The organism is Flavobacterium erigeronis (genome assembly GCF_054075165.1).
Map to the genome: position 1 here is coordinate 148259 of NZ_JBSKGP010000012.1, position 17964 is coordinate 166222.

18 protein-coding genes are annotated in these 17964 nt (G+C 34.7%); 2 read left to right on the forward strand and 16 right to left on the reverse strand.

Annotated elements, in window-relative coordinates; translation table 11 throughout:
* Positions 1–54: 54 nt before the first annotated feature.
* On the forward strand, positions 55–348 hold the full coding sequence (locus tag ACWA1F_RS21545; RefSeq protein ID WP_456896815.1) for a winged helix-turn-helix transcriptional regulator: 294 nt from the start codon (positions 55–57) through the stop codon (positions 346–348).
* A gap of 198 nt (positions 349–546) precedes the next feature.
* On the opposite strand, the gene ACWA1F_RS21550 is transcribed toward ACWA1F_RS21545, so the two are convergent.
* The 11 genes from ACWA1F_RS21550 to ACWA1F_RS21600 all read right to left on the reverse strand — a co-directional run bounded on the left by ACWA1F_RS21550 (position 547) and on the right by ACWA1F_RS21600 (position 12194).
* A complete protein-coding gene (locus tag ACWA1F_RS21550; protein WP_456896817.1) occupies positions 547–2166 on the reverse strand; it encodes a sensor histidine kinase in 1620 nt (539 codons plus the stop codon).
* A 5-nt stretch (positions 2167–2171) separates the two neighbouring features.
* On the reverse strand, positions 2172–3185 hold the full coding sequence (locus ACWA1F_RS21555) for a SpoIIE family protein phosphatase (RefSeq protein WP_456896819.1): 1014 nt from the start codon (positions 3183–3185) through the stop codon (positions 2172–2174).
* The gene (locus tag ACWA1F_RS21560) at positions 3178–3594 is read right to left on the reverse strand and encodes an anti-sigma regulatory factor (protein WP_306156482.1); all 417 of its coding nucleotides are present in this window, start codon (positions 3592–3594) and stop codon (positions 3178–3180) included. The genes ACWA1F_RS21555 and ACWA1F_RS21560 overlap by 8 nt, the downstream gene beginning before the upstream one ends.
* The gene (locus tag ACWA1F_RS21565; RefSeq protein WP_125723478.1) at positions 3575–3973 is read right to left on the reverse strand and encodes an STAS domain-containing protein; all 399 of its coding nucleotides are present in this window, start codon (positions 3971–3973) and stop codon (positions 3575–3577) included. Before ACWA1F_RS21565 ends, ACWA1F_RS21560 begins: the two co-directional genes overlap by 20 nt.
* A 16-nt stretch (positions 3974–3989) precedes the next feature.
* A complete protein-coding gene (locus tag ACWA1F_RS21570) occupies positions 3990–4829 on the reverse strand; it encodes an STAS domain-containing protein (protein WP_456896822.1) in 840 nt (279 codons plus the stop codon).
* Between the two features lie 196 nt (positions 4830–5025).
* Complete coding sequence (pdeM, locus tag ACWA1F_RS21575) at positions 5026–5667, reverse strand: ligase-associated DNA damage response endonuclease PdeM (protein WP_456896824.1); 642 nt, start codon at positions 5665–5667, stop codon at positions 5026–5028.
* Positions 5668–5673: 6 nt separating this feature from the next.
* Entirely contained in the window at positions 5674–8133 is a 2460-nt protein-coding gene (locus tag ACWA1F_RS21580; RefSeq protein ID WP_456896826.1) for a ligase-associated DNA damage response DEXH box helicase, read from the reverse strand.
* A gap of 623 nt (positions 8134–8756) precedes the next feature.
* Entirely contained in the window at positions 8757–10358 is a 1602-nt protein-coding gene (locus ACWA1F_RS21585; RefSeq protein WP_456896828.1) for an ATP-dependent DNA ligase, read from the reverse strand.
* A gap of 65 nt (positions 10359–10423) precedes the next feature.
* Positions 10424–11428 carry a ligase-associated DNA damage response exonuclease gene (locus ACWA1F_RS21590; RefSeq protein ID WP_456896830.1) on the reverse strand — a complete coding sequence of 335 codons (1005 nt, stop codon included), beginning with the start codon at positions 11426–11428 and terminating at the stop codon, positions 10424–10426.
* Positions 11429–11475: 47 nt separating this feature from the next.
* Positions 11476–11862, reverse strand: coding sequence for a YidH family protein (locus ACWA1F_RS21595; RefSeq protein ID WP_456896832.1), 387 nt, complete (start codon positions 11860–11862; stop codon positions 11476–11478).
* A gap of 14 nt (positions 11863–11876) precedes the next feature.
* A complete protein-coding gene (locus ACWA1F_RS21600) occupies positions 11877–12194 on the reverse strand; it encodes a hypothetical protein (RefSeq protein ID WP_456896834.1) in 318 nt (105 codons plus the stop codon).
* Positions 12195–12418: 224 nt separating this feature from the next.
* On the opposite strand from ACWA1F_RS21600, the gene ACWA1F_RS21605 reads away from it, so the two are divergent.
* Positions 12419–12550, forward strand: a complete 132-nt coding sequence (locus tag ACWA1F_RS21605) for a hypothetical protein (RefSeq protein WP_456896836.1) — start codon at positions 12419–12421, stop codon at positions 12548–12550.
* Between the two features lie 88 nt (positions 12551–12638).
* Here the strand turns inward: ACWA1F_RS21605 and ACWA1F_RS21610 are convergent, their stop codons facing one another.
* The 5 genes from ACWA1F_RS21610 to ACWA1F_RS21630 all read right to left on the reverse strand — a co-directional run bounded on the left by ACWA1F_RS21610 (position 12639) and on the right by ACWA1F_RS21630 (position 17823).
* Positions 12639–13268 carry a DsbA family oxidoreductase gene (locus ACWA1F_RS21610; protein WP_456896838.1) on the reverse strand — a complete coding sequence of 210 codons (630 nt, stop codon included), beginning with the start codon at positions 13266–13268 and terminating at the stop codon, positions 12639–12641.
* A gap of 430 nt (positions 13269–13698) precedes the next feature.
* Positions 13699–14817, reverse strand: coding sequence for a DNA polymerase III subunit beta (dnaN, locus tag ACWA1F_RS21615; protein WP_306156501.1), 1119 nt, complete (start codon positions 14815–14817; stop codon positions 13699–13701).
* A gap of 108 nt (positions 14818–14925) precedes the next feature.
* Positions 14926–16611, reverse strand: coding sequence for a gliding motility-associated ABC transporter substrate-binding protein GldG (gldG, locus tag ACWA1F_RS21620; RefSeq protein WP_456896840.1), 1686 nt, complete (start codon positions 16609–16611; stop codon positions 14926–14928).
* The gene (gldF, locus tag ACWA1F_RS21625; protein WP_456896842.1) at positions 16611–17336 is read right to left on the reverse strand and encodes a gliding motility-associated ABC transporter permease subunit GldF; all 726 of its coding nucleotides are present in this window, start codon (positions 17334–17336) and stop codon (positions 16611–16613) included. The genes gldG and gldF overlap by 1 nt, the downstream gene beginning before the upstream one ends.
* 190 nt (positions 17337–17526) lie before the next feature.
* Entirely contained in the window at positions 17527–17823 is a 297-nt protein-coding gene (locus ACWA1F_RS21630) for a putative quinol monooxygenase (RefSeq protein ID WP_456896844.1), read from the reverse strand.
* Positions 17824–17964 lie beyond the last annotated feature (141 nt).

The window sequence follows — 17964 nt, forward strand, 5'->3', positions numbered from 1 at the left end:
TCAAAAAACTTTCGAAAACAATAGGTCAATTTTTTTTGACTACCCGCAATAATTATGGAAGAAAAAGAAACCTGCCCAGCACAAAGATTATTAAAGATTTTATCTGGAAAATGGAAGGCTGAGATTTTTCGTCTCGCTGTAGAATCTCCTTTAAGATTTAATGGTTTACTGAGGCAAATTCAGGGTTCAAACAAACAATCTCTATCTACGGCTTTAAAAGAATTGGAAGAAGAGGGACTTTTAGAAAAAGTAACAATTAATCTCAAGCCTTTGCATATCGAATACAATTTGACAGAAAAAGGAAAAGCGCTAATACCTGTTTTTCAGCAATTAGAGGGACTTTCTTAATCTTCAATAAGTAAGAAATGAATCCGTTTGGTTTATTCAAAAGTTATAAATTTATACGCATATTTTTTGCATTCCGCTCATAAGAATCCGAAGGATTAAAATGTTTATAGCGCTTAAGTTATGTAACTCCGAAGGAGTCATACTCACCATACAGCATATAATTCTATAAATATTTGAATCCTTCGGATTCTTTGGTAATTATTTTTTCGGAAAATAAATCCAAAAAGTAGTGCCATCTCCAGGTTTACTGCTGAAATTGATTATTCCGTTATGGTTTTCAATAATTCTTCGGCATAGCGCCAATCCAATACCATTTCCGCCATACTGATCGCGTTCGTGAAGACGCTGGAACATATCAAAAATTCTATTCGAATATTTGCTATCCATACCAATTCCGTTATCAGAAATGGCGATTATATCATAATTTTCAGTCGCTATTGGTTTGTTTTCATCTTTAGGAAGATCTTCAAAAGAAACTGTTACAGAAGGTTGGGTTGCATTAAATTTTAAGGCGTTATTAATTAAATTATAAAATAATTGACGAAGCTGAGTGCCAAGACCCGAAACTTTAGGAAGCGGATTTACATTAATTACAGCGTCTTTCTCTTCGATAACTAAACTCAAATCCCCTAAAACTTCAATAAGAACCTGGTTAAGATCGACTTCTTCAAAGTATTGTTCATGATTATCGATTCTCGAATAATTTAAAACGTCGGCAATTAAATTTGACAATCTTCCAGCCGCCAGCGTAATTCGGTCAAAATAATATTTTTTCTTCTGGTCTTCGCTTAAATGCTCTCCGGCACGAGAAAGCATAATCATGATTTTTCTAAGTGGCTCTTGTAAATCATGACTGGCAATATAGGCAAACTGCTCCAGTTCTTTGTTTTTGAAGCGAAGTTTTGAGTTAGCACTTTCCAATTCGCGCTGAATAAGTTTTAATTCGGTATTGTCTTTTAATGTCTCAACCATCATTTTCTGAGCGTTGATATCTACAAAATAAACCAGCCAGCTATTAAAACTGCCATCTTCGGCATTGTTTGGTATAATCGAAACCAAATGCCAAATATAGCTTTCTCCATTTTTTATTCGGGTTTCACCCAAAAAATTAGATCTGTTTTGTTTAGCTCGGTTCCAGCCTTCTAAAATGGCGTCAATATCTTCTGGGTGAATAAAACTGATTAGAGTTTTGCGGTCAAAAACTAATAATGGTCTTTCTAAATAATTTTCTAGAGATTCGTTTACCAATAAAACATTATTTCGATCATTAATAACACAGATTAAAATCGGAATAGTATTGGCTAACTGTTTGTATTTGTTTTCACTTTCAGCCAATTTTTCTGAAAGCGCAATAAGCTCAATGTTTTTCTTTCTTATTTCGTCATAAGGAGACAAAGGTGGCTCAAATTTGAAATAATCAATCAGCGTTTTTATCTTAGTTTCTGATAGAAGGCCTGGCGATGAAATGGGTTGGCTGATTGTTGTAGTAGATTGATTATTAGAATAATTATAATCAATGTTGCCTGATATTTTTGAGGCGTAAATGAATGCTTCTGGGCTGGAGCTTTTTAAATCTTCTGTATCTGTAATTATCGCAATAATTTCTTTCTGGGTAGCTTTTATAATATTAACTCCCAAAACGAGCAGCGAATTTTTGCCTTTTGCAATAGCACATCTTGCCACTTCAGATACAGCAGTAGAAAATCTTGTCTGAAATGAAGAAGGCATACCACACATTTCCGCAATTTTCATGCATCGTTTATGAGCCAGTATCAAGTCCATTTCGTTATCAAGATTTATTTGAATAATCTCCTTCATACGCCTTAATTTATTTTGCCTACAAGAATTGTTGCGTCATCTGTACCTCTAATATTTTCTTTATAAATAGCCGATGCAATAATGCCGGGACTTTGTTTGAAAACGCCATTTAAATCATTTAAATTCCATCTCGTACGTAAGCCGTCACTGTGCATTATTATAATCTGATGCTTTTTATAAGGCACAATAGTATTGTTCAAAGTTCGCGGAATATTGTGACCGATAATTCCATTATACGGAGTATAAGTTTTATTCTCTAGTCCGTTATAAATTCGGGTATTGATATTGCCAATACCACAAATATTCCAAAGCTCTGATTTGTAATCTACTGTTGCAATTGTGGCAACTAATCCTCGTGTTTTTTTTACTTTTGAATGAATATCTTTAAGAATTTCTGTAGGATTAGTTTCGAGTGATTGCCTGAAAACTTTTATTGCAGATTCAACCGCTTCGTTGGCACTTTCTCCATGACCTAATCCATCGCCTACAAATATCTGAAAACCTTTGCTGTTTTGTTTTATATAATACCCATCTCCGCAAAGTTTTTCACTTGGATAATTGACAGCAATTGTAGTGAAATTAAGACCACTTTTTAAAGCAGGCAATTGAATTTCTGGTTTTTCGCAAATTCGTACATATTGAACACAGCCCCAATTTTTGATGGAATAGATTTGAAATTCATTGCTCAGCCTTTTAATAGAACCCAAGCCATGACCAAGTGTATTAGTAGAGGAGTAGCCATCATTCATAATTTTGGCCACATTATCAAAACCTACGCCTTTGTCAAGGCAGTAGATTTCGATTTCGTTATATCCTCCATTTAAATGTGCGCGATAAAGCAGTTCACCGCCATTCGCAAATTTCATTAGATTTGATGTAAGTTCTGCAACAATAATATCTGTTTCTGCAGCTCTATGTGGAGTAAAGCCCAACTGAAGGGCTAGGTTGTGTATTTCTCTTTTTATAAAAGCAATGAGACTTCTGTCATCTATTTTATAAGTGGAAAACGTATTATCCATTTTTCCATTTTGTTATAGTAACGGTTGTTCCGTTTCCTAGTTCTGATTTTATGTCAAATTCATTGACAAGTCTTTTTGTTCCGGGCAGGCCAAGCCCTAAGCTTTTACCTGTGCTGTAGCCATCTTTCATTGCCAGTTCTATATCTGCTATTCCAGGACCATTATCAATAAAAGTAACTCGTACGCCATTTTCTTTTCCTTTGCTTACAGATTCGATAATGACTTTTCCGCCTCCGCCATATTTGAGCAAATTACGTACAAGTTCGCTAGTGGCCGTAATGAGTTTGGTCTGATTTAAAATACTCATTCCAATCTTTACGCCATATTCCTTGACACGATTGCGCAATGGCACAACGTCCTGTTCTCTTACGATAAGGGATTCTTCTTTGTTATTCGTTATCGTCGTCATACTCCAGCTCTTCGTTATCGCTTGTGTGCATTCTTGAGCGAAGTAAATCCATTCCTCTTTCAACATTTAGGGCGCTTAAGACCCCGTTTAAAGAAAGTCCTAGTTCAACCAATGTAATAGCAACAGCAGGCTGCATTCCAACTACAACAGTTTGAGCATCTAGTATTTTTGACATAACGGCAATGTTTCCTAATATTCGCCCCATAAAAGAGTCTATAATAGAAACGGCTGAGATGTCAATTAAGACACCTTTTGAACTATGTTTACTGATGGTATTTATTAAGTCTGATTCAAGATTTTCTGCCAATTGATCATATAAATCTACCTGTATCGTAACAAGCAGAAAATCTCCCATTTTTAGTATAGGAATTCTTTCCATAAAAAACCTTTAATCTTTATTCTACAATTTTCTTTCTTTTTACAACAGCTAGCTGAAGCATGTCGAAAGCTGTCTGTAATGCACTTGCAAGTGATGCTTTAGTTGTAATTCCGCTTAAGTCAATTCCTAAATGGACAACTGTTTGTGCAATTTCTGGACGAATACCGCTAATGATGCATTCTGCTCCCATTAAACGTGTTGCGCTTACTGTTTTGATAAGGTGTTGCGCTACCAAAGAATCTACGGCAGGAACACCAGAAATATCTAAAATCGCAATAGAACTTCCTGTGTCTACAATTTGCTGTAAAAGGCTTTCCATTACCACTTGGGTACGCGAGCTATCTAGCGTTCCGATAATTGGCAGAGCTACAATACCGTCCCAAACTGTGATTACAGGAGTAGAGATTTCGCTGATTTCATCTACTTGTCTTGAGATAATATCTTCTCTTCCTCTCATAAAAGCTTCGAAAGTCATAATCGTCATGTCGTCTATGATTACATTTAATTTTAGATTAGCATCATAAAGCTTTGCTGGATCATTAATCAAATCAGATAATATTTGAGAGCAAGCTTCTTTAAACGAAATTAAGTACTGTGCATTTTCTCTTGGCGAAAATCCGCGTTTACCTCTAGAAGAAGAAATTCCAACAATCAAATCTTGAACTTTTTCAAATTCTTGAGAGTCGTATTTTTCATCCGACTTAGCTAGTGCGTTTAAAAATAGCGAAGCAAATTCTTTTGACTCTTCTTCTTCCATTGCACCATCACCAGATCCGCTTTCTAAAAGAATTTGAGACCATATAGTTAATAATTTGTTTTCGTGCTCTTTTAGCACGCCTAGTAAGTTGTTTTGCATTTTGCTGTAATTTGGATTTTTCTCTATCAAATATAAAAATTATTTTTTAAGAGAAGAAAAGAATTACTAAAATGAATTAGCAATAAAGAAAAAAAATCTGTTTTTAGAATGTGCTTATTATCTGTTGTTTACATAATTATATTTCTAATTTTAGTTTAAATGTTTTTCCGTTCTAGAAAAAAGTAATTTGATTACATCATGTTTGTTTCCTATTTATTAAAATAACTTCATTACCCGCGATAGCATAAATGATATGATCTGTTTCTGGCTTCAAGATAAATTTACCGGTAAATTCTCCAAACGCAGGCAAAATCATCTGGTTGGATTTATGAAAGAAACAACGCAGTTTTAAACTTTGCATTCCCAATCCGCGTAGAATGATTCCGGGATGAATATGTCCCGAAAAGTTGAATAAATCGTCTTTTTCTGTCGGATGATGTGTAAAGAAGAAATTGCCAATTTCAATGATTTGTACAACACAAATTCCAATTTGATGATAATGTTTTTCATCAATAATATCATGGTTTCCAGCAACAAGAATCAATTGGCTTTTACACTTTGTAACCCAATTTTCAAACAAATTCCATTCTGTGTTTTTGGCACTGTGAAATAAATCTCCGAGAAAAATGACTTTTTCAGGACAAAAATTTTCAATCACATCAGTTAATCTTTTAAAGTTTTCTGCAACAGCATTTTGTGGAATTGCGATTCCGTGTTTTCTAAAATGAGATACTTTGCCCAAATGAACATCAGAAATAATTAAGATATTTTGATCTTCCCAATAAACAGCTCCGCTTGCGTCAAGTATAAATATTTCGTTTTGTATTTGAATTTTCATAAGCTGTTATTTCATGTAGGATGCCGTCATTTTCTGGATTCTTTCCGCTAGAGTTTCACTCGACAATTTTTCTCTCAATCGGTCTGTGATAATTGGGAAACTGAAAGGTGTTGGTTTTAAACATTGCTTCCAAATGATATTCTGATTGGCAATTCTTTCTAAAGCCAAAATTAAACGCCCTTCTTCCAACTGATGTTCAAATGTTTCGCGATAAGCTTGATGCAATAATAAATTATCGGGTTCAAAATCTCTAAAAACTTCAAACAACAATTGAGAACCACTCTGAAGATGTTTGGTTTTGACCATTTTTCCTGGAAAGCCAGTAAATACTAATCCCGAAATTACCGCAATATCTCGAAACTTTCTTCTCGCCATTTCGGTCGAATTTAAGCTTTTCTGCAAATCATGATGTACATATTCGGTTGAAAATAGATTATTGTCTAAAACAGCTTCTATATCTATTTCTTGATCTGAAAGCAATTCAAATCCGTAATCGTTATAAGCAAGAGAAAAAGTGATCGATTGCAATAAGCTAATTCTGAAAGCCAGTAAACTTGCTAGGGCTTCATGTACAAAACGGCCTTCAAAAGGATAAAAAATAGCATGAAATCCTTCTCGGGTTTTGAAAGTTTCAATCAGAAATTCGTCGGAACTTGGCACAATAGATTCTTTTCGCTGTCTTTGAAATAAAGGTTGTAAAGCTTTTAATTCTGGGGAAAGATTATCTGTGTTGGCGCGATATAATTCTTTTCGAAGTAATTCGCTCATTTGAGAAGATAAAGCCAGTCGACCGCCCATCCAGCTGGCGATTTTTGATTCTTTCTTCGGACTTGCCTTTTTTACCAAAACCTGCATATTTCTGATTTTGAACAATTCGAGTTTTTTTCCAGCGAAAATAAAAGTGTCGCCAGGTTTCAATTTCGAAATAAACCATTCTTCAATTGTTCCAATATAACCGCCACTAAGAAATTTAACATTCATAACAGCATCTCCCACAATAGTTCCGATCTGCATTCTGTGATGCATGGCAATCATTCGACTGTTGATTTTATAACAGCCATTTTCGTCGATTTCAACTTTTTTGAATTCGTCATAAGCATGGAGACTTTGGCTTCCTTGGGTAATAAAATTGAGAATCCAATTCCAGTTTTCTGATGTAATGGTCTGATAGCTGAAAGTGCCGCTGATTTCTTTGAAAATTTCATTAGGATAAAATCCGTCAGAAACGGCTAAAGTATTGAGATATTGCACCAAAACATCCCAACTATTTAAATACGGAACTCGATCTTCGATTACACTGTTTTCCACCGCTTTTTTTAAAGCAGAAGCTTCTATAAGTTCGATAGCATGCGTTGCTAGAAAATAAATAACACTTTCTTTACCAGGCTGATGTCCGCTTCGTCCGGCACGCTGCATGAAACGCGCCACGCCTTTTGGTCCGCCAACTTGAATAATCGATTCGACAGGGGCAAAGTCAACTCCCAAATCCAGACTTGAAGTGCAGACAACGACTTTTAATTCTTCATTTCGAATGGCATTTTCTACCCAAAGTCTGGTTTCTCTATCGATACTTCCGTGATGCATAGCCATTTCGCCAGCAAATTCAGGATATTTTTCTAATAAACGCTGATACCAGATTTCACAAGCCGAACGAACATTCGTAAAAATCAACGTGGTTTTACTGGCTTTGATAATTTTTGCCGCTTCATCAATCAAATGCAGTCCCATGTGCCCGCGCCACGGATAAGTGTCCATCTTTTCGGGAATAATAGAAACAACTTTTATTTTTTTATTAATCACTGCTTTGATCAAAACAGAGTTGTTGAAAGCTTCAGAATCAACACCAAGCAAAACTTCTTGGGCTTGTTGTAAATTGCCAATCGTAGCTGAGATTCCCCAAATACGTAAATTTTTAGCAATGGTTTTTAATCTGGATAACGCCAATTCGATTTGCACGCCACGTTTTGTCCCAAGCAATTCGTGCCATTCATCAATTACAATTGAAGTGCAATTTTTAAATGTATTAGCATACCCTTTGGAAGCCAAAAGCAATTGCAGACTTTCTGGAGTAGTAATAAGCAAATCTGGCATTTTTCCTTTTTGTTTGGCTCTTTCAGCTGTAGAAGTATCTCCTGTTCGTATTCCAACTGTCATTGGAATATCCAAATCATTAAGAACTCTTTCTGCAGCTTGTTTGATTTCAACCGATAAAGAGCGAAGCGGTGTAATCCAAATGGCTTTTAGGCCAGGATTATGTTTCGCTTTATAATTCGGATTTTCTTTAATATAATTTAAAATAATCGGAAGCCAAAGCGCATAGGTTTTTCCGCTTCCTGTCGGAGCATTTAATAAGCCATTTTTTCCTTGTAGAAAAGCAGTCCACGTCTGAGTCTGAAACGGAAAAGGTTTCCATCCCTGACTTTTAAACCAATTATTGGCGATCGTAAATAACTCTTCTCTATTCATTTTTATTTTTTTTGTTTTGCCACGAAGGCGCTAAGGCTCGAAATTTTTTTAAATCTCGCAAAGTCGCTGAGTCGCAAAGTTTTTTTGTTCATTTTTGTCATCCTGAGCGGAGTCGAAAGGCACATAATTAGCTCTACAATCTAAGTCGACAATCTTTATAGACTTTTATCTTTTGCCACAAAGGCGCTAAGGCTCGAAGTTTTTTTTTAATCGCAAAGTTGCTGAGTCGCAAAGTTTTTGTTTCAGACTGATTTATTCTTATTTATTGTCCTCCTGAGCGGAGTCGAAGGACACATAATTAGCTCTACAATCTAAGTCGACAATCTTTACAGAGTTTTATTTTTTGCCACAAAGTCGCTAAGGCACGATTTTTTTTAATCTCGCAAAGTCGCTAAGTCGCAAAGTTTTTGTTTTACACTGATTTATTCTCATTTTTTGTCTTCCTGAGCGGAGTCGAAGGACACGCAAGTAGCTCTACAAAGATTGGCGATTTTGATTGTGGAGTTTCTAACGTGTCCTTCGACTCCGCTCAGGAGGACAAGCGTACTATGTGCATTCAAACCCAGTGAAACGCCTTTTAACCATCCTCTAATACTATGTCTCTATGTGTTTAAAAAAAATCATCAAACAATCATACTTTTCAAATCCTCAATAGAATTAGCCTCTTCAATTTTTTTATCATGCCTCCACCTTAAAATTCTAGGAAAACGGGTTGCAACACCGCTTTTGTGTCTTTTCGAAAGAGCAATGCCTTCAAAACCAATTTCAAAAACCAATTTTGGTGTTACGCTTCTTACGGGTCCAAATCGCTCTAAAGTATTTTTTTTGATGAAATCATCTACCATTCTAAATTCAGCATCTGTTAAACCAGAATACGCTTTCGCGAAAGTGACGAGTTCGCGTTCGTTGTTTCCGTTTTCCTGCCAAAGCGCAAAAGTATAATCCGTAAATAAATTGGAACGTCGTCCGTGGCCGCGCATGGCATAGGTGAGGACTGCATCGATTGTTAAAGGTTCGGTTTTCCATTTCCACCAATCGCCTTTTTTTCTTCCAACCAAATACGGAGAATCTTTTCGTTTCAGCATCAAACCTTCGCTTTTCATTTCGCGAGATTTAAGCCTTTCGTTTATAATGTCTTCCCAAGTCGAAAAAGTAACTCTTTCTGAAAGCTGTAACGGAATATCTTTTCCTAATAAAGTCGTAATAAGTTTTTCTAATAAATTTCGGCGTTCTTCATAAGGAAGATTTCGAATATCATTTCCTTGCCATTCCAATAAATCGTAAGCTTTAATAATTACTGGAGTTTTCTTTAAAACCGAAACAGAAACATTTTTGCGTCCAATTCTAGTTTGCAAGTCATTGAAAGTCCCAATTTGATTGTCTATGAAAGGAAGAATTTCGCCATCAATTACAGTTCCGTTCGGAATAACACCTAAGAAAGAGCTAAATTCTGGATATTTGTCGGTAACCAATTCTTCGCCGCGGCTCCACACATAAATTTCATTATCGCGAATGATGGTTTGTGAACGTATGCCGTCCCATTTATGTTCGGCGCTCCAATCTTCAGGATTTCCTAAATTTTCTAGTTCGCCTTCAATCGGATAAGCCAAATAAAAAGGATAAGGTTTAGATAAATAATCGCTACTTTTTTCGTCTAAAATCAATTCTTGAAACGTAACCGTATTCGGATTCCAATCACCCATTAATTTGTAAGCAAGCGTATCTTCGTCAATATTTTCAGCTTTAGAAAGTGCTCTCGTCATCAACTTCTGACTTAAACCAATTCTAAAACTGCCAGTAATTAATTTAGTGAAAACGAAGCGTTCATAATAATTTAAATTCAGCCAATTACTCTGCAAATATTCTTTTTTCTCTGAATCTGTTTTCTTTTTTAAAGCAATTATTTCTTGTAAATATTCCGTAAGACTTTTATCGGAATGTTCTTTTGTAGTCGGAATAACAAGCGCAATAGTTTCGGCCAAATCACCTACGATGTGATAACTTTCTTCAAACAGCCAAAGCGGAATATTGGCAAGTTCGTTTGCCCATAAACGCAATAAAGTCGTGTTAACCGGTCGGGGAGGACGGCGATGCGAAAGTATAGCAATCGTCCAGACTTTGTCTTCATCGCTTGCTTTCAGGAAATAATGAGTCAGCGCATCAACTTTTACCGATGTTTTATTAGAACTATCTAAGGTTTTTATAAGTTCGGCAAAGTTTTTCATTTTGAGTTATTAGTTATGAATTATTGCTATCGGTTTGATTTCTAGTTGAAGTTATAATTTATAACTCATAATTCATCAGTGTCATTCGTTTCTCCATCATATTGTGTATGAGCTGTTCGCGCATCATAACCTAATTCTCGGAGGTATCTCGAAAATATATCTGAATATCCGTGTGTGCAGATTACCTTTTCGGCACCAGTTGCTTTAATACTTTCGAGTAATCCTGTCCAATCGCAGTGATCACTCAAAACAAAACCTCTATCTACAGCTCGTCTGCGTCTTGCTCCGCGAAAAGCCATCCACCCGCTTGCAGTTCCTGTCACAAAAGGAGTCATTCTTCTAATCCAAGAACTTCCGTGTGCGCTTGGAGGTGCAATGACAATACTGCCTAACAGATTTTCTTTTTTAGTTTCGACAGTAACTCTGGTTGTTGGTGGCAAATCAATTTGAGGACGTAAAATATTGGTCATATTTTCGATCGCGCCATGAGTGTAGATTTGCCCGATACTTGGATCAAGATATTTTAATAATCGCTGTGCTTTTCCTAAAGAATAGCCAAATAAAACAGACGTTTTTCCTTCCGCACGATTTTCGGCCCACCAATTATTAATATCGGTCATTACATCGGTTTGCGGTTCCCATTTAAAAGCGGGAAGTCCGAAAGTGCATTCGGTTATAAAAGAGTGGCATTTTACCACTTCATACGGAACTGAAATCCCGTCATCTTCTGTTTTGTAATCGCCTGTAAAAACCCATATTTCACCTTTATATTCAACCCTAATTTGAGCAGAGCCAATAATATGCCCAGCTGGGTGAAAAGAAAATTTCACTCCATTTATGGTAAAAGTTTCGTTCCAGTTTTTGCCTGAGACATTTATTTCGCCCAAACGATATTTAATAATAGGCACATTAGAATAATGCGTAATATAATTTTCATGTCCCCAGCGCGCATGATCAGAATGTCCGTGTGTAATAATCGCATTTTTTACCGGACGCCACGGATCCAGATAAACATCTGCTTGCTGGCAGTAAATTCCTTTATCGTTAAACTGTAAAAGTGGCTGATTCATTTTTTAATTAGAGAATTAGAAAATTTGGACAATTAGATAATTATATTTTATGCAGTGGCTGCTATTATTAAGTAGGCTATAAGCGATATACTTAGTACAAACAGCATCATGGTAATAAAGGTAAGCATTGCGGTTGAATACTGATACCTTCCTGCTTTTAATAGTTTGATCGTGTGAATATAACGCAGATAGGATAGCAAAATCGTTAACGCACCAGAAATCAATAATCCAATTCCTAAATAAATGGTGTAATTACTATTTGGTGCAACAGTTTCGGCAATATATTTAGCGGGAAGTTGTTTTAGAAATAATGAAAACTTAACCGCTACAAATCCAAAAACCATTATTCCGATTCCAGTACGAATCCATGCTAATAAAGTTCTTTCATTAGACAAGTATTCGTTCATAATTTCCTGATCATTTTTTGGAGACATAGTGTTTTTTCAAATTAGTAGTGATCAAAATTTCTATAAGGAGGACAATTGTATTTATCATCTTCATGATCTAGATTATAACTGTCATACGGATTTGATTCGTCATGAGAAGAAAAAGGCGTATTGTCTTCAGCCAGATTTAATCCGCTTTCTATGATTTCGTAACAGTCATCAGATAAGTCATTGCATCTGTAATTTGTATCAGGATTTTCTCCAGAAGTAAATTCAGTATCCATTGCTTCATTTTCATGTGCAGTGTCAATATGATCAGGTTTACTGCATCTAAAATCATTTATTTCTGCAGTATATCGGCTGTTGGCATCTTTTCTCATGGCTGCTTATTTTAAATTAGTAAGTTTTTTTTAAAAGCTATATACAAATTTGAAAATTAGACGCTTAAAAAAATTATAGGATTTACTTTTAATCTTACATGATTTATTTATAAGGCCTATTATTCCTAATTCTTATTTTGTAAAACTGAAATATAATTCTGTAAAATAAGCACTTACGTATTTTGCAAATTTGTAATACTAATAATTTAAAAAATTATAACATTATGGAAACTTCAAGAAAAGATTCGAAATCTGGAATGAAAGATTCTGGAAAAACTCAAAAATCAACTACTGGTTCTAGAGGAAAAAGCGCTACAACAAAATCTAACGATTCAAAAGGTAGAGCAAGTCATTAATTTTTTAGTTTCTTAGTAGAGCTAAACAATAAAAGCGTGCTGTTTAAATGTAAACAGCACGCTTTTAGATTTTTATAAGTTTGAAGTTTTATTTCAAAACTTCTTGAATTGTTTTTACAAAAGTTTCTATAGGCTGGGCACCCGAAACAGCATATTTGCGATCAAATACAAAAAAAGGAACTCCTTGAACGCCAATTTCGGCAGCTTCTTTAATATCTGCTTGCACTTCTTTAATAAAAAGGTTTTCGCTTTCTAGAACTTCTCTAATTTCATTTTCTTCTAAACCAGCTTGAGTTCCTAATTTAATCAAGGTTTGACCATTATTTAAGTCTTGTCCATCTGTAAAATAAGCTTTAAAGAAAATTTCTTCCATTCGGTCGCCCATATTCTTGGTCTTAGCAAGCTGAATGATTCTGTGCGCGTTTAAAGAATTAGAGATAACGGCTTTGTCGAAATTATAATCTAAACCAACGCTTTTTGCACGTTCTGCCACGTTTTTATGCATTTCTTTAGATTGTTCAACCGACATGCCTTTTCTTTCTGCTAAGAACGTGTAAACGTCCGTATCAGGCTGAGAAGTTATCGTTGGATCAAGCTGAAAACTTTTCCATTCAATTTCAAATTCATCATTAGGAAATACCGCAAGAGCAGTTTCCAATTGTCTTTTTCCGATATAACAAAACGGACACATGATGTCCGACCAAATTTCTATTTTCATATTGTAAAGGTACGGATTTTTGTTTGTTTTGTTTCAGGTTTCAGTTCTTGGCTTGTGAGATTTTAACGCAGAGGGCGCAAAGTATACGCAAAGGTCGCTAAGAGTTTATTTTGATTTTTTTTAAGAATGCAGAGAACACAAAGCTTTGCGTCACTTTGCTTTTACAAAGCTTCTCAAAAAGCTTTGCGATCTTTGCGTATACTTTGCGCTCTTTGCGGTATAAAAAAACATAAAGCATATCAACTTGAAACATGAAAACGGAAACAAAAAAACAAAAATAAGCCTAAATAAAAAACCGCAACTCTTTAGAGGAATTGCGGTTTCTAGGTATAAAAAATGGTTGGTTAATAGCGATATCTTTTTTTTTTACAATGATATATCTTTAATTCGAAACTAAAAAATATCCCTGTAACAGAAAGAAACTTTAATGTTAACTATTTAACATTACAGGCATTACCAGCATAGTAACTGTTTCTCCTTCTTCTAAACCATCAACTGGGGTTAAAATTCCAGCTCTGTTTGGTAAAGACATTTCAAGCATAATCATATCAGACTGAAGGTTGGTTAGCATTTCTGTCAAGAAACGTGAGTTGAAACCAATTTGCAAATCATCACCTTGATAATCGCAAGTCAATCTTTCTTCTGCTTTGTTAGAGTAGTCAATATCTTCTGCAGAAACGTTTAATTCAGCTCCAGCGATTTTTAATCGAATCTGGTGTGTAGTTTTGTTAGAGAAAATCGCAACACGACGAACAGAACTCAAGAATAAAGAACGGTCGATCATTAATTTGTTTGGATTTTCTTTCGGAATTACCGCTTCGTAGTTAGGATATTTTCCATCAATTAAACGGCACATTAAGATATAATTGTCAAATGAGAAAGTCGCATTTGAATCGTTGTATTCAATTTTCACTTCTGCGTCAGAAGTTCCTAAAATACTTTTTAAAATGTTTAAAGGTTTTTTAGGCATGATGAAATCTGCAACTTGAGAAGCTTTTACATCTGTACGTGCATATTTTACCAATTTATGAGCATCTGTAGCAACAAAAATTAATCCTTCTGGTGAGAACTGGAAGAATACTCCAGACATTACCGGACGTAAATCATCATTTCCGGCTGCGAAAATCGTTTTGCTTACCGCAGTTGCCAAAACTTCTGCAGGAACAAGCGTTACAGATGGATCTTCAAGACTTACTGCTTTAGGAAATTCTTCTCCTGCAGCATAAGCTAAAGCGTATTTACCAGAATTTGAACTAATTTCTACTGTATTGTTATCTTCTACAGTAAAAGTTAACGGCTGTTCTGGGAAAGTTTTTAAAATTTCAAGCAAAAGTTTAGCAGGAACTGCTACGCTTCCTTTACTTGTAGAATCGATAGATAATGTAGCCGACATTGTCGTTTCAAGATCTGAAGCCGAAACGGTCAACTCATTATTGTTTAGTTCAAATAAAAAGTTGTCTAAAATAGGCAACGTATTGTTACTGTTGATTACACTACCTAAAACTTGTAATTGTTTTAATAAGTAAGAACTCGATACTATAAATTTCATCTGTTTTATTTTATTTTTTGATGGACCGTATTAGCAAATAAAGGGCTAAATATACGGATTACAAATATATCTTAAACTATTCAAAGTATTACATTTTTTTATTAACATCTATTTGCTATACTTTCTTTTTCTTACAAAAGTAAATGCCAAACCAAAAACTGCTAAAATTAGAATTGGAACTCCGATAGTTATGAATTGGGTAAAAGTGTAGCTTTCGTAAACTTTTTCTTTGTCTAACAAAGGCAGTTCTACATCTTTGCTTCTAATGTTAATAAGTCCTGTGTCATCAAGAAGGTAATTAATGCAATTCATGATGAAGTCTTTATTATCGTATAATTGCCCAGTTCTCTGGTCGTAACCCAATTCAACCGGCATTCTATTTTTGTCTAATTGATTTCTCGCGATATCTCCATCAGCCACCACAATCATTTTATTTGCTTTTCCTTTTGCAGCAAATGAATTGTCTTTGAAAGGCAAAACTCGATTTTCAAAAGCCGAATCAAAAGAACCTTCTAATAAAACAGCAAGCGGTTTGTTGCCTTTGTTCAAATATTCTTGTGGAGTTGTTTTTTCGGTAACCATGTTCAGGCTAATTTCTACAGGAGTTCCAATGGTTTTAGAATACTGAGAAGATTGCAATAAAACCGTTTTTTTGATTCCGTTTTTCAAAGTATCAATAGGGTTTGCAAAATCAAATCTAATTCCGCCCAGATTTTTTACAATCGGATGCTGGCTTGTCGGATAGACTTGCGGAGCAAATTTCCAGATAAAATCTTGATATTGCGTAGCGCTTCCCTGTTCGCCAGTGGCTAGTTTTATTGGGCTTCCTTGTTCGTCTTTAACCAAATCAGGATTAATTCTGAATCCGTATTTGAAGAACATATCATTCAAATTTAAATCTCTCGGGTAAGCTAGCGTTGCGCCCATGTCGTTGTACAAACTATCCATATCGGCAGCCGCCTGATCGATAAGCCAAAGCGTTTTTCCGCCATTTATAATAAACTGATCCAGAACTTCTTTTTCTTCGTCAGAGAATTTTTCTGTTGGTTTAGAAATAATTGCTAAATCGTATTTTTTTAATGCGTTTAAAGTTCCGTTTGGATCTTTGGCAACAGAATCTAAAGTGAAAGGTCCAATTAGATAACTTTCGTGAATTTGCTCTAACATTTTTGCAATGTGTCTTTCTCTTAATTCACCGTTTCCTTTAATAATGGCAACTTTTTTCTGCTTGTTTTTGGTCACTTTATTAATCGCATCAGCAATAGAATATTCTAAATGCTGAATCGATCCGATTACTTTCTGAGTAGTCGAAGCGCCCATTATGTTTTTCAAAAGAGGAATTTTAACTTCTTTTTCGTTATAAACGGCAATTCCCCACGGAAAAACCATTTCCTGAGATTGTTTTCCTTTGTCGTCAACGGTAATATTTATTGGGGTTAATCCTTTTTGAAAAAGCGATTTTGTAAGTTCATCGCTTTCTTCTTCATTTTCTAACGGATCAACAAATTCGAATACTATATTTTTATTATAAGCTTGAAATTCTTCTAATAATTGTTTTGTTTCCTGCTGTAAACGTTTAAAATCTGCTGGAAGATCTCCTTCCATATAAATCTTTATAGAAAGCGGATTTTGAACTTGTTTTAGAATTCCTAATGAAGTTGGAGATAAGGTATATCGTTTGTCTTTGGTTAAGTCAAAACGATGAAAAAATAGGGTTCCAAGAACATTTAAAACAACTAAAATAAAAATAGTGATGCCTAATGTCTTTAAATTATGTTTGGTAGCAGATTTCATTAAGCTTTATAAGATTTTAATTGGTAAACAGTAAAAGACAAAAATGCGATTGCAATGCTTAGAAAGTAAATAACATCACGCGTGTCAATGACTCCGCGGCTCATACTTTTAAAGTGATTTTGCATTCCTAAAGTAGAAATAAAACCATTTGATCCTGGAATTAGCGAACTTAATCCTTCAAAACCAAAATAAAAGAAAAAGCATAAGAATACGGCAATAATAAAAGCCACAATCTGATTTTCTGAAAGGGTAGAAGTAAAGATCCCGATTGCTGAATAAGAAGCGATTAAAAACAATAAACCGAAGTAAGAACCAATTGTGCTTCCCATATCAATATTACCTTCTGGCGAGCCTAAATCGGAAATCACTTTTACATAAATTAAAGTTGGGATTATAGCCAAAATGATCAATAAAAATGAACCAAAGAATTTACCATTTACGATTTCCCAGATTGATAAAGGTTTGGTTAATAATAATTCTAAAGTTCCTTGTTTTTTTTCGTCAGAGAAACTTCTCATGGTTACGGCTGGAATTAAGAAAATTAGAATCCAAGGCGCTAGAGTGAAAAACGGAGTTAAATCGGCATATCCTGTATCTAATATATTGTATTCTCCTTTAAAAACCCATAAAAAAAGTCCGTTGCTGATTAAGAAAATCGCAATGACCAAATAGCCAATTGGAGAGCCAAAAAAGGATTTTATTTCTCGTAAAATGATTGATTTCATTTAAATATTTTGTTTCAAGTTTTTTATTGTTTCAAGTTTCAAGTTGCCTTACTTTGTGTTTAATTTTTTTAACCGCAAAGAACGCAAAGTTTTACGCAAAGTTCGCAAAGTTTTTACTCAACGCTTTGCGAGCTTAGCGTTTTTAAAAAGCATCTAAAGATAAAATCCTTGCGTGCTTTGCGGTTAAATTTTAATCTAAACTAACAAGTTTATCAACACTCCACGCTTCTGGTTTTGCATTGAATAACTTTTTTGTAAAAGTCCAAACCGAATCGAAAAGTTCAGAATTTCTATAATTTTCCAAATCAGCTTCAGTTTCCCAATAGCTGTATGTGAAAAATATTTCTTTATTGTTTTTGTCTTGATATAATTCTAAAAAACGATTTCCTTCAGCATTTCGTATTTTGTGTTTTATAGATTTAAAATTCTCTAGAAAAGCGGGAATATTTTCTTCGTGAAAACTCATTTTTACTATTCGAACAAACATTCTTTTTATTTTAGATTTGAGATTGCAGATTTTAGATTTTTTGAAAGTCTAAAGTCTTACAGGTGCGCAAAAATACCAAATTTGATTGTTGTTTTTATATTTTTTTTTAAGTCTTGTTTGTCATCCTGAGGAACGAAGGAT

Bases quoted from the DNA above. Each gene is read 5' to 3' on its own strand.
- ACWA1F_RS21545 (WP_456896815.1), top strand. From the start codon at position 55: ATGGAAGAAAAAGAAACCTGCCCAGCACAAAGATTATTAAAGATTTTA.
- ACWA1F_RS21550 (WP_456896817.1), bottom strand. From the start codon at position 2,166: ATGAAGGAGATTATTCAAATAAATCTTGATAACGAAATGGACTTGATA.
- ACWA1F_RS21555 (WP_456896819.1), bottom strand. From the start codon at position 3,185: ATGGATAATACGTTTTCCACTTATAAAATAGATGACAGAAGTCTCATT.
- ACWA1F_RS21560 (WP_306156482.1), bottom strand. From the start codon at position 3,594: ATGACGACGATAACGAATAACAAAGAAGAATCCCTTATCGTAAGAGAA.
- ACWA1F_RS21565 (WP_125723478.1), bottom strand. From the start codon at position 3,973: ATGGAAAGAATTCCTATACTAAAAATGGGAGATTTTCTGCTTGTTACG.
- ACWA1F_RS21570 (WP_456896822.1), bottom strand. From the start codon at position 4,829: ATGCAAAACAACTTACTAGGCGTGCTAAAAGAGCACGAAAACAAATTA.
- pdeM (WP_456896824.1), bottom strand. From the start codon at position 5,667: ATGAAAATTCAAATACAAAACGAAATATTTATACTTGACGCAAGCGGA.
- ACWA1F_RS21580 (WP_456896826.1), bottom strand. From the start codon at position 8,133: ATGAATAGAGAAGAGTTATTTACGATCGCCAATAATTGGTTTAAAAGT.
- ACWA1F_RS21585 (WP_456896828.1), bottom strand. From the start codon at position 10,358: ATGAAAAACTTTGCCGAACTTATAAAAACCTTAGATAGTTCTAATAAA.
- ACWA1F_RS21590 (WP_456896830.1), bottom strand. From the start codon at position 11,428: ATGAATCAGCCACTTTTACAGTTTAACGATAAAGGAATTTACTGCCAG.
- ACWA1F_RS21595 (WP_456896832.1), bottom strand. From the start codon at position 11,862: ATGTCTCCAAAAAATGATCAGGAAATTATGAACGAATACTTGTCTAAT.
- ACWA1F_RS21600 (WP_456896834.1), bottom strand. From the start codon at position 12,194: ATGAGAAAAGATGCCAACAGCCGATATACTGCAGAAATAAATGATTTT.
- ACWA1F_RS21605 (WP_456896836.1), top strand. From the start codon at position 12,419: ATGGAAACTTCAAGAAAAGATTCGAAATCTGGAATGAAAGATTCTGGA.
- ACWA1F_RS21610 (WP_456896838.1), bottom strand. From the start codon at position 13,268: ATGAAAATAGAAATTTGGTCGGACATCATGTGTCCGTTTTGTTATATC.
- dnaN (WP_306156501.1), bottom strand. From the start codon at position 14,817: ATGAAATTTATAGTATCGAGTTCTTACTTATTAAAACAATTACAAGTT.
- gldG (WP_456896840.1), bottom strand. From the start codon at position 16,611: ATGAAATCTGCTACCAAACATAATTTAAAGACATTAGGCATCACTATT.
- gldF (WP_456896842.1), bottom strand. From the start codon at position 17,336: ATGAAATCAATCATTTTACGAGAAATAAAATCCTTTTTTGGCTCTCCA.
- ACWA1F_RS21630 (WP_456896844.1), bottom strand. From the start codon at position 17,823: ATGTTTGTTCGAATAGTAAAAATGAGTTTTCACGAAGAAAATATTCCC.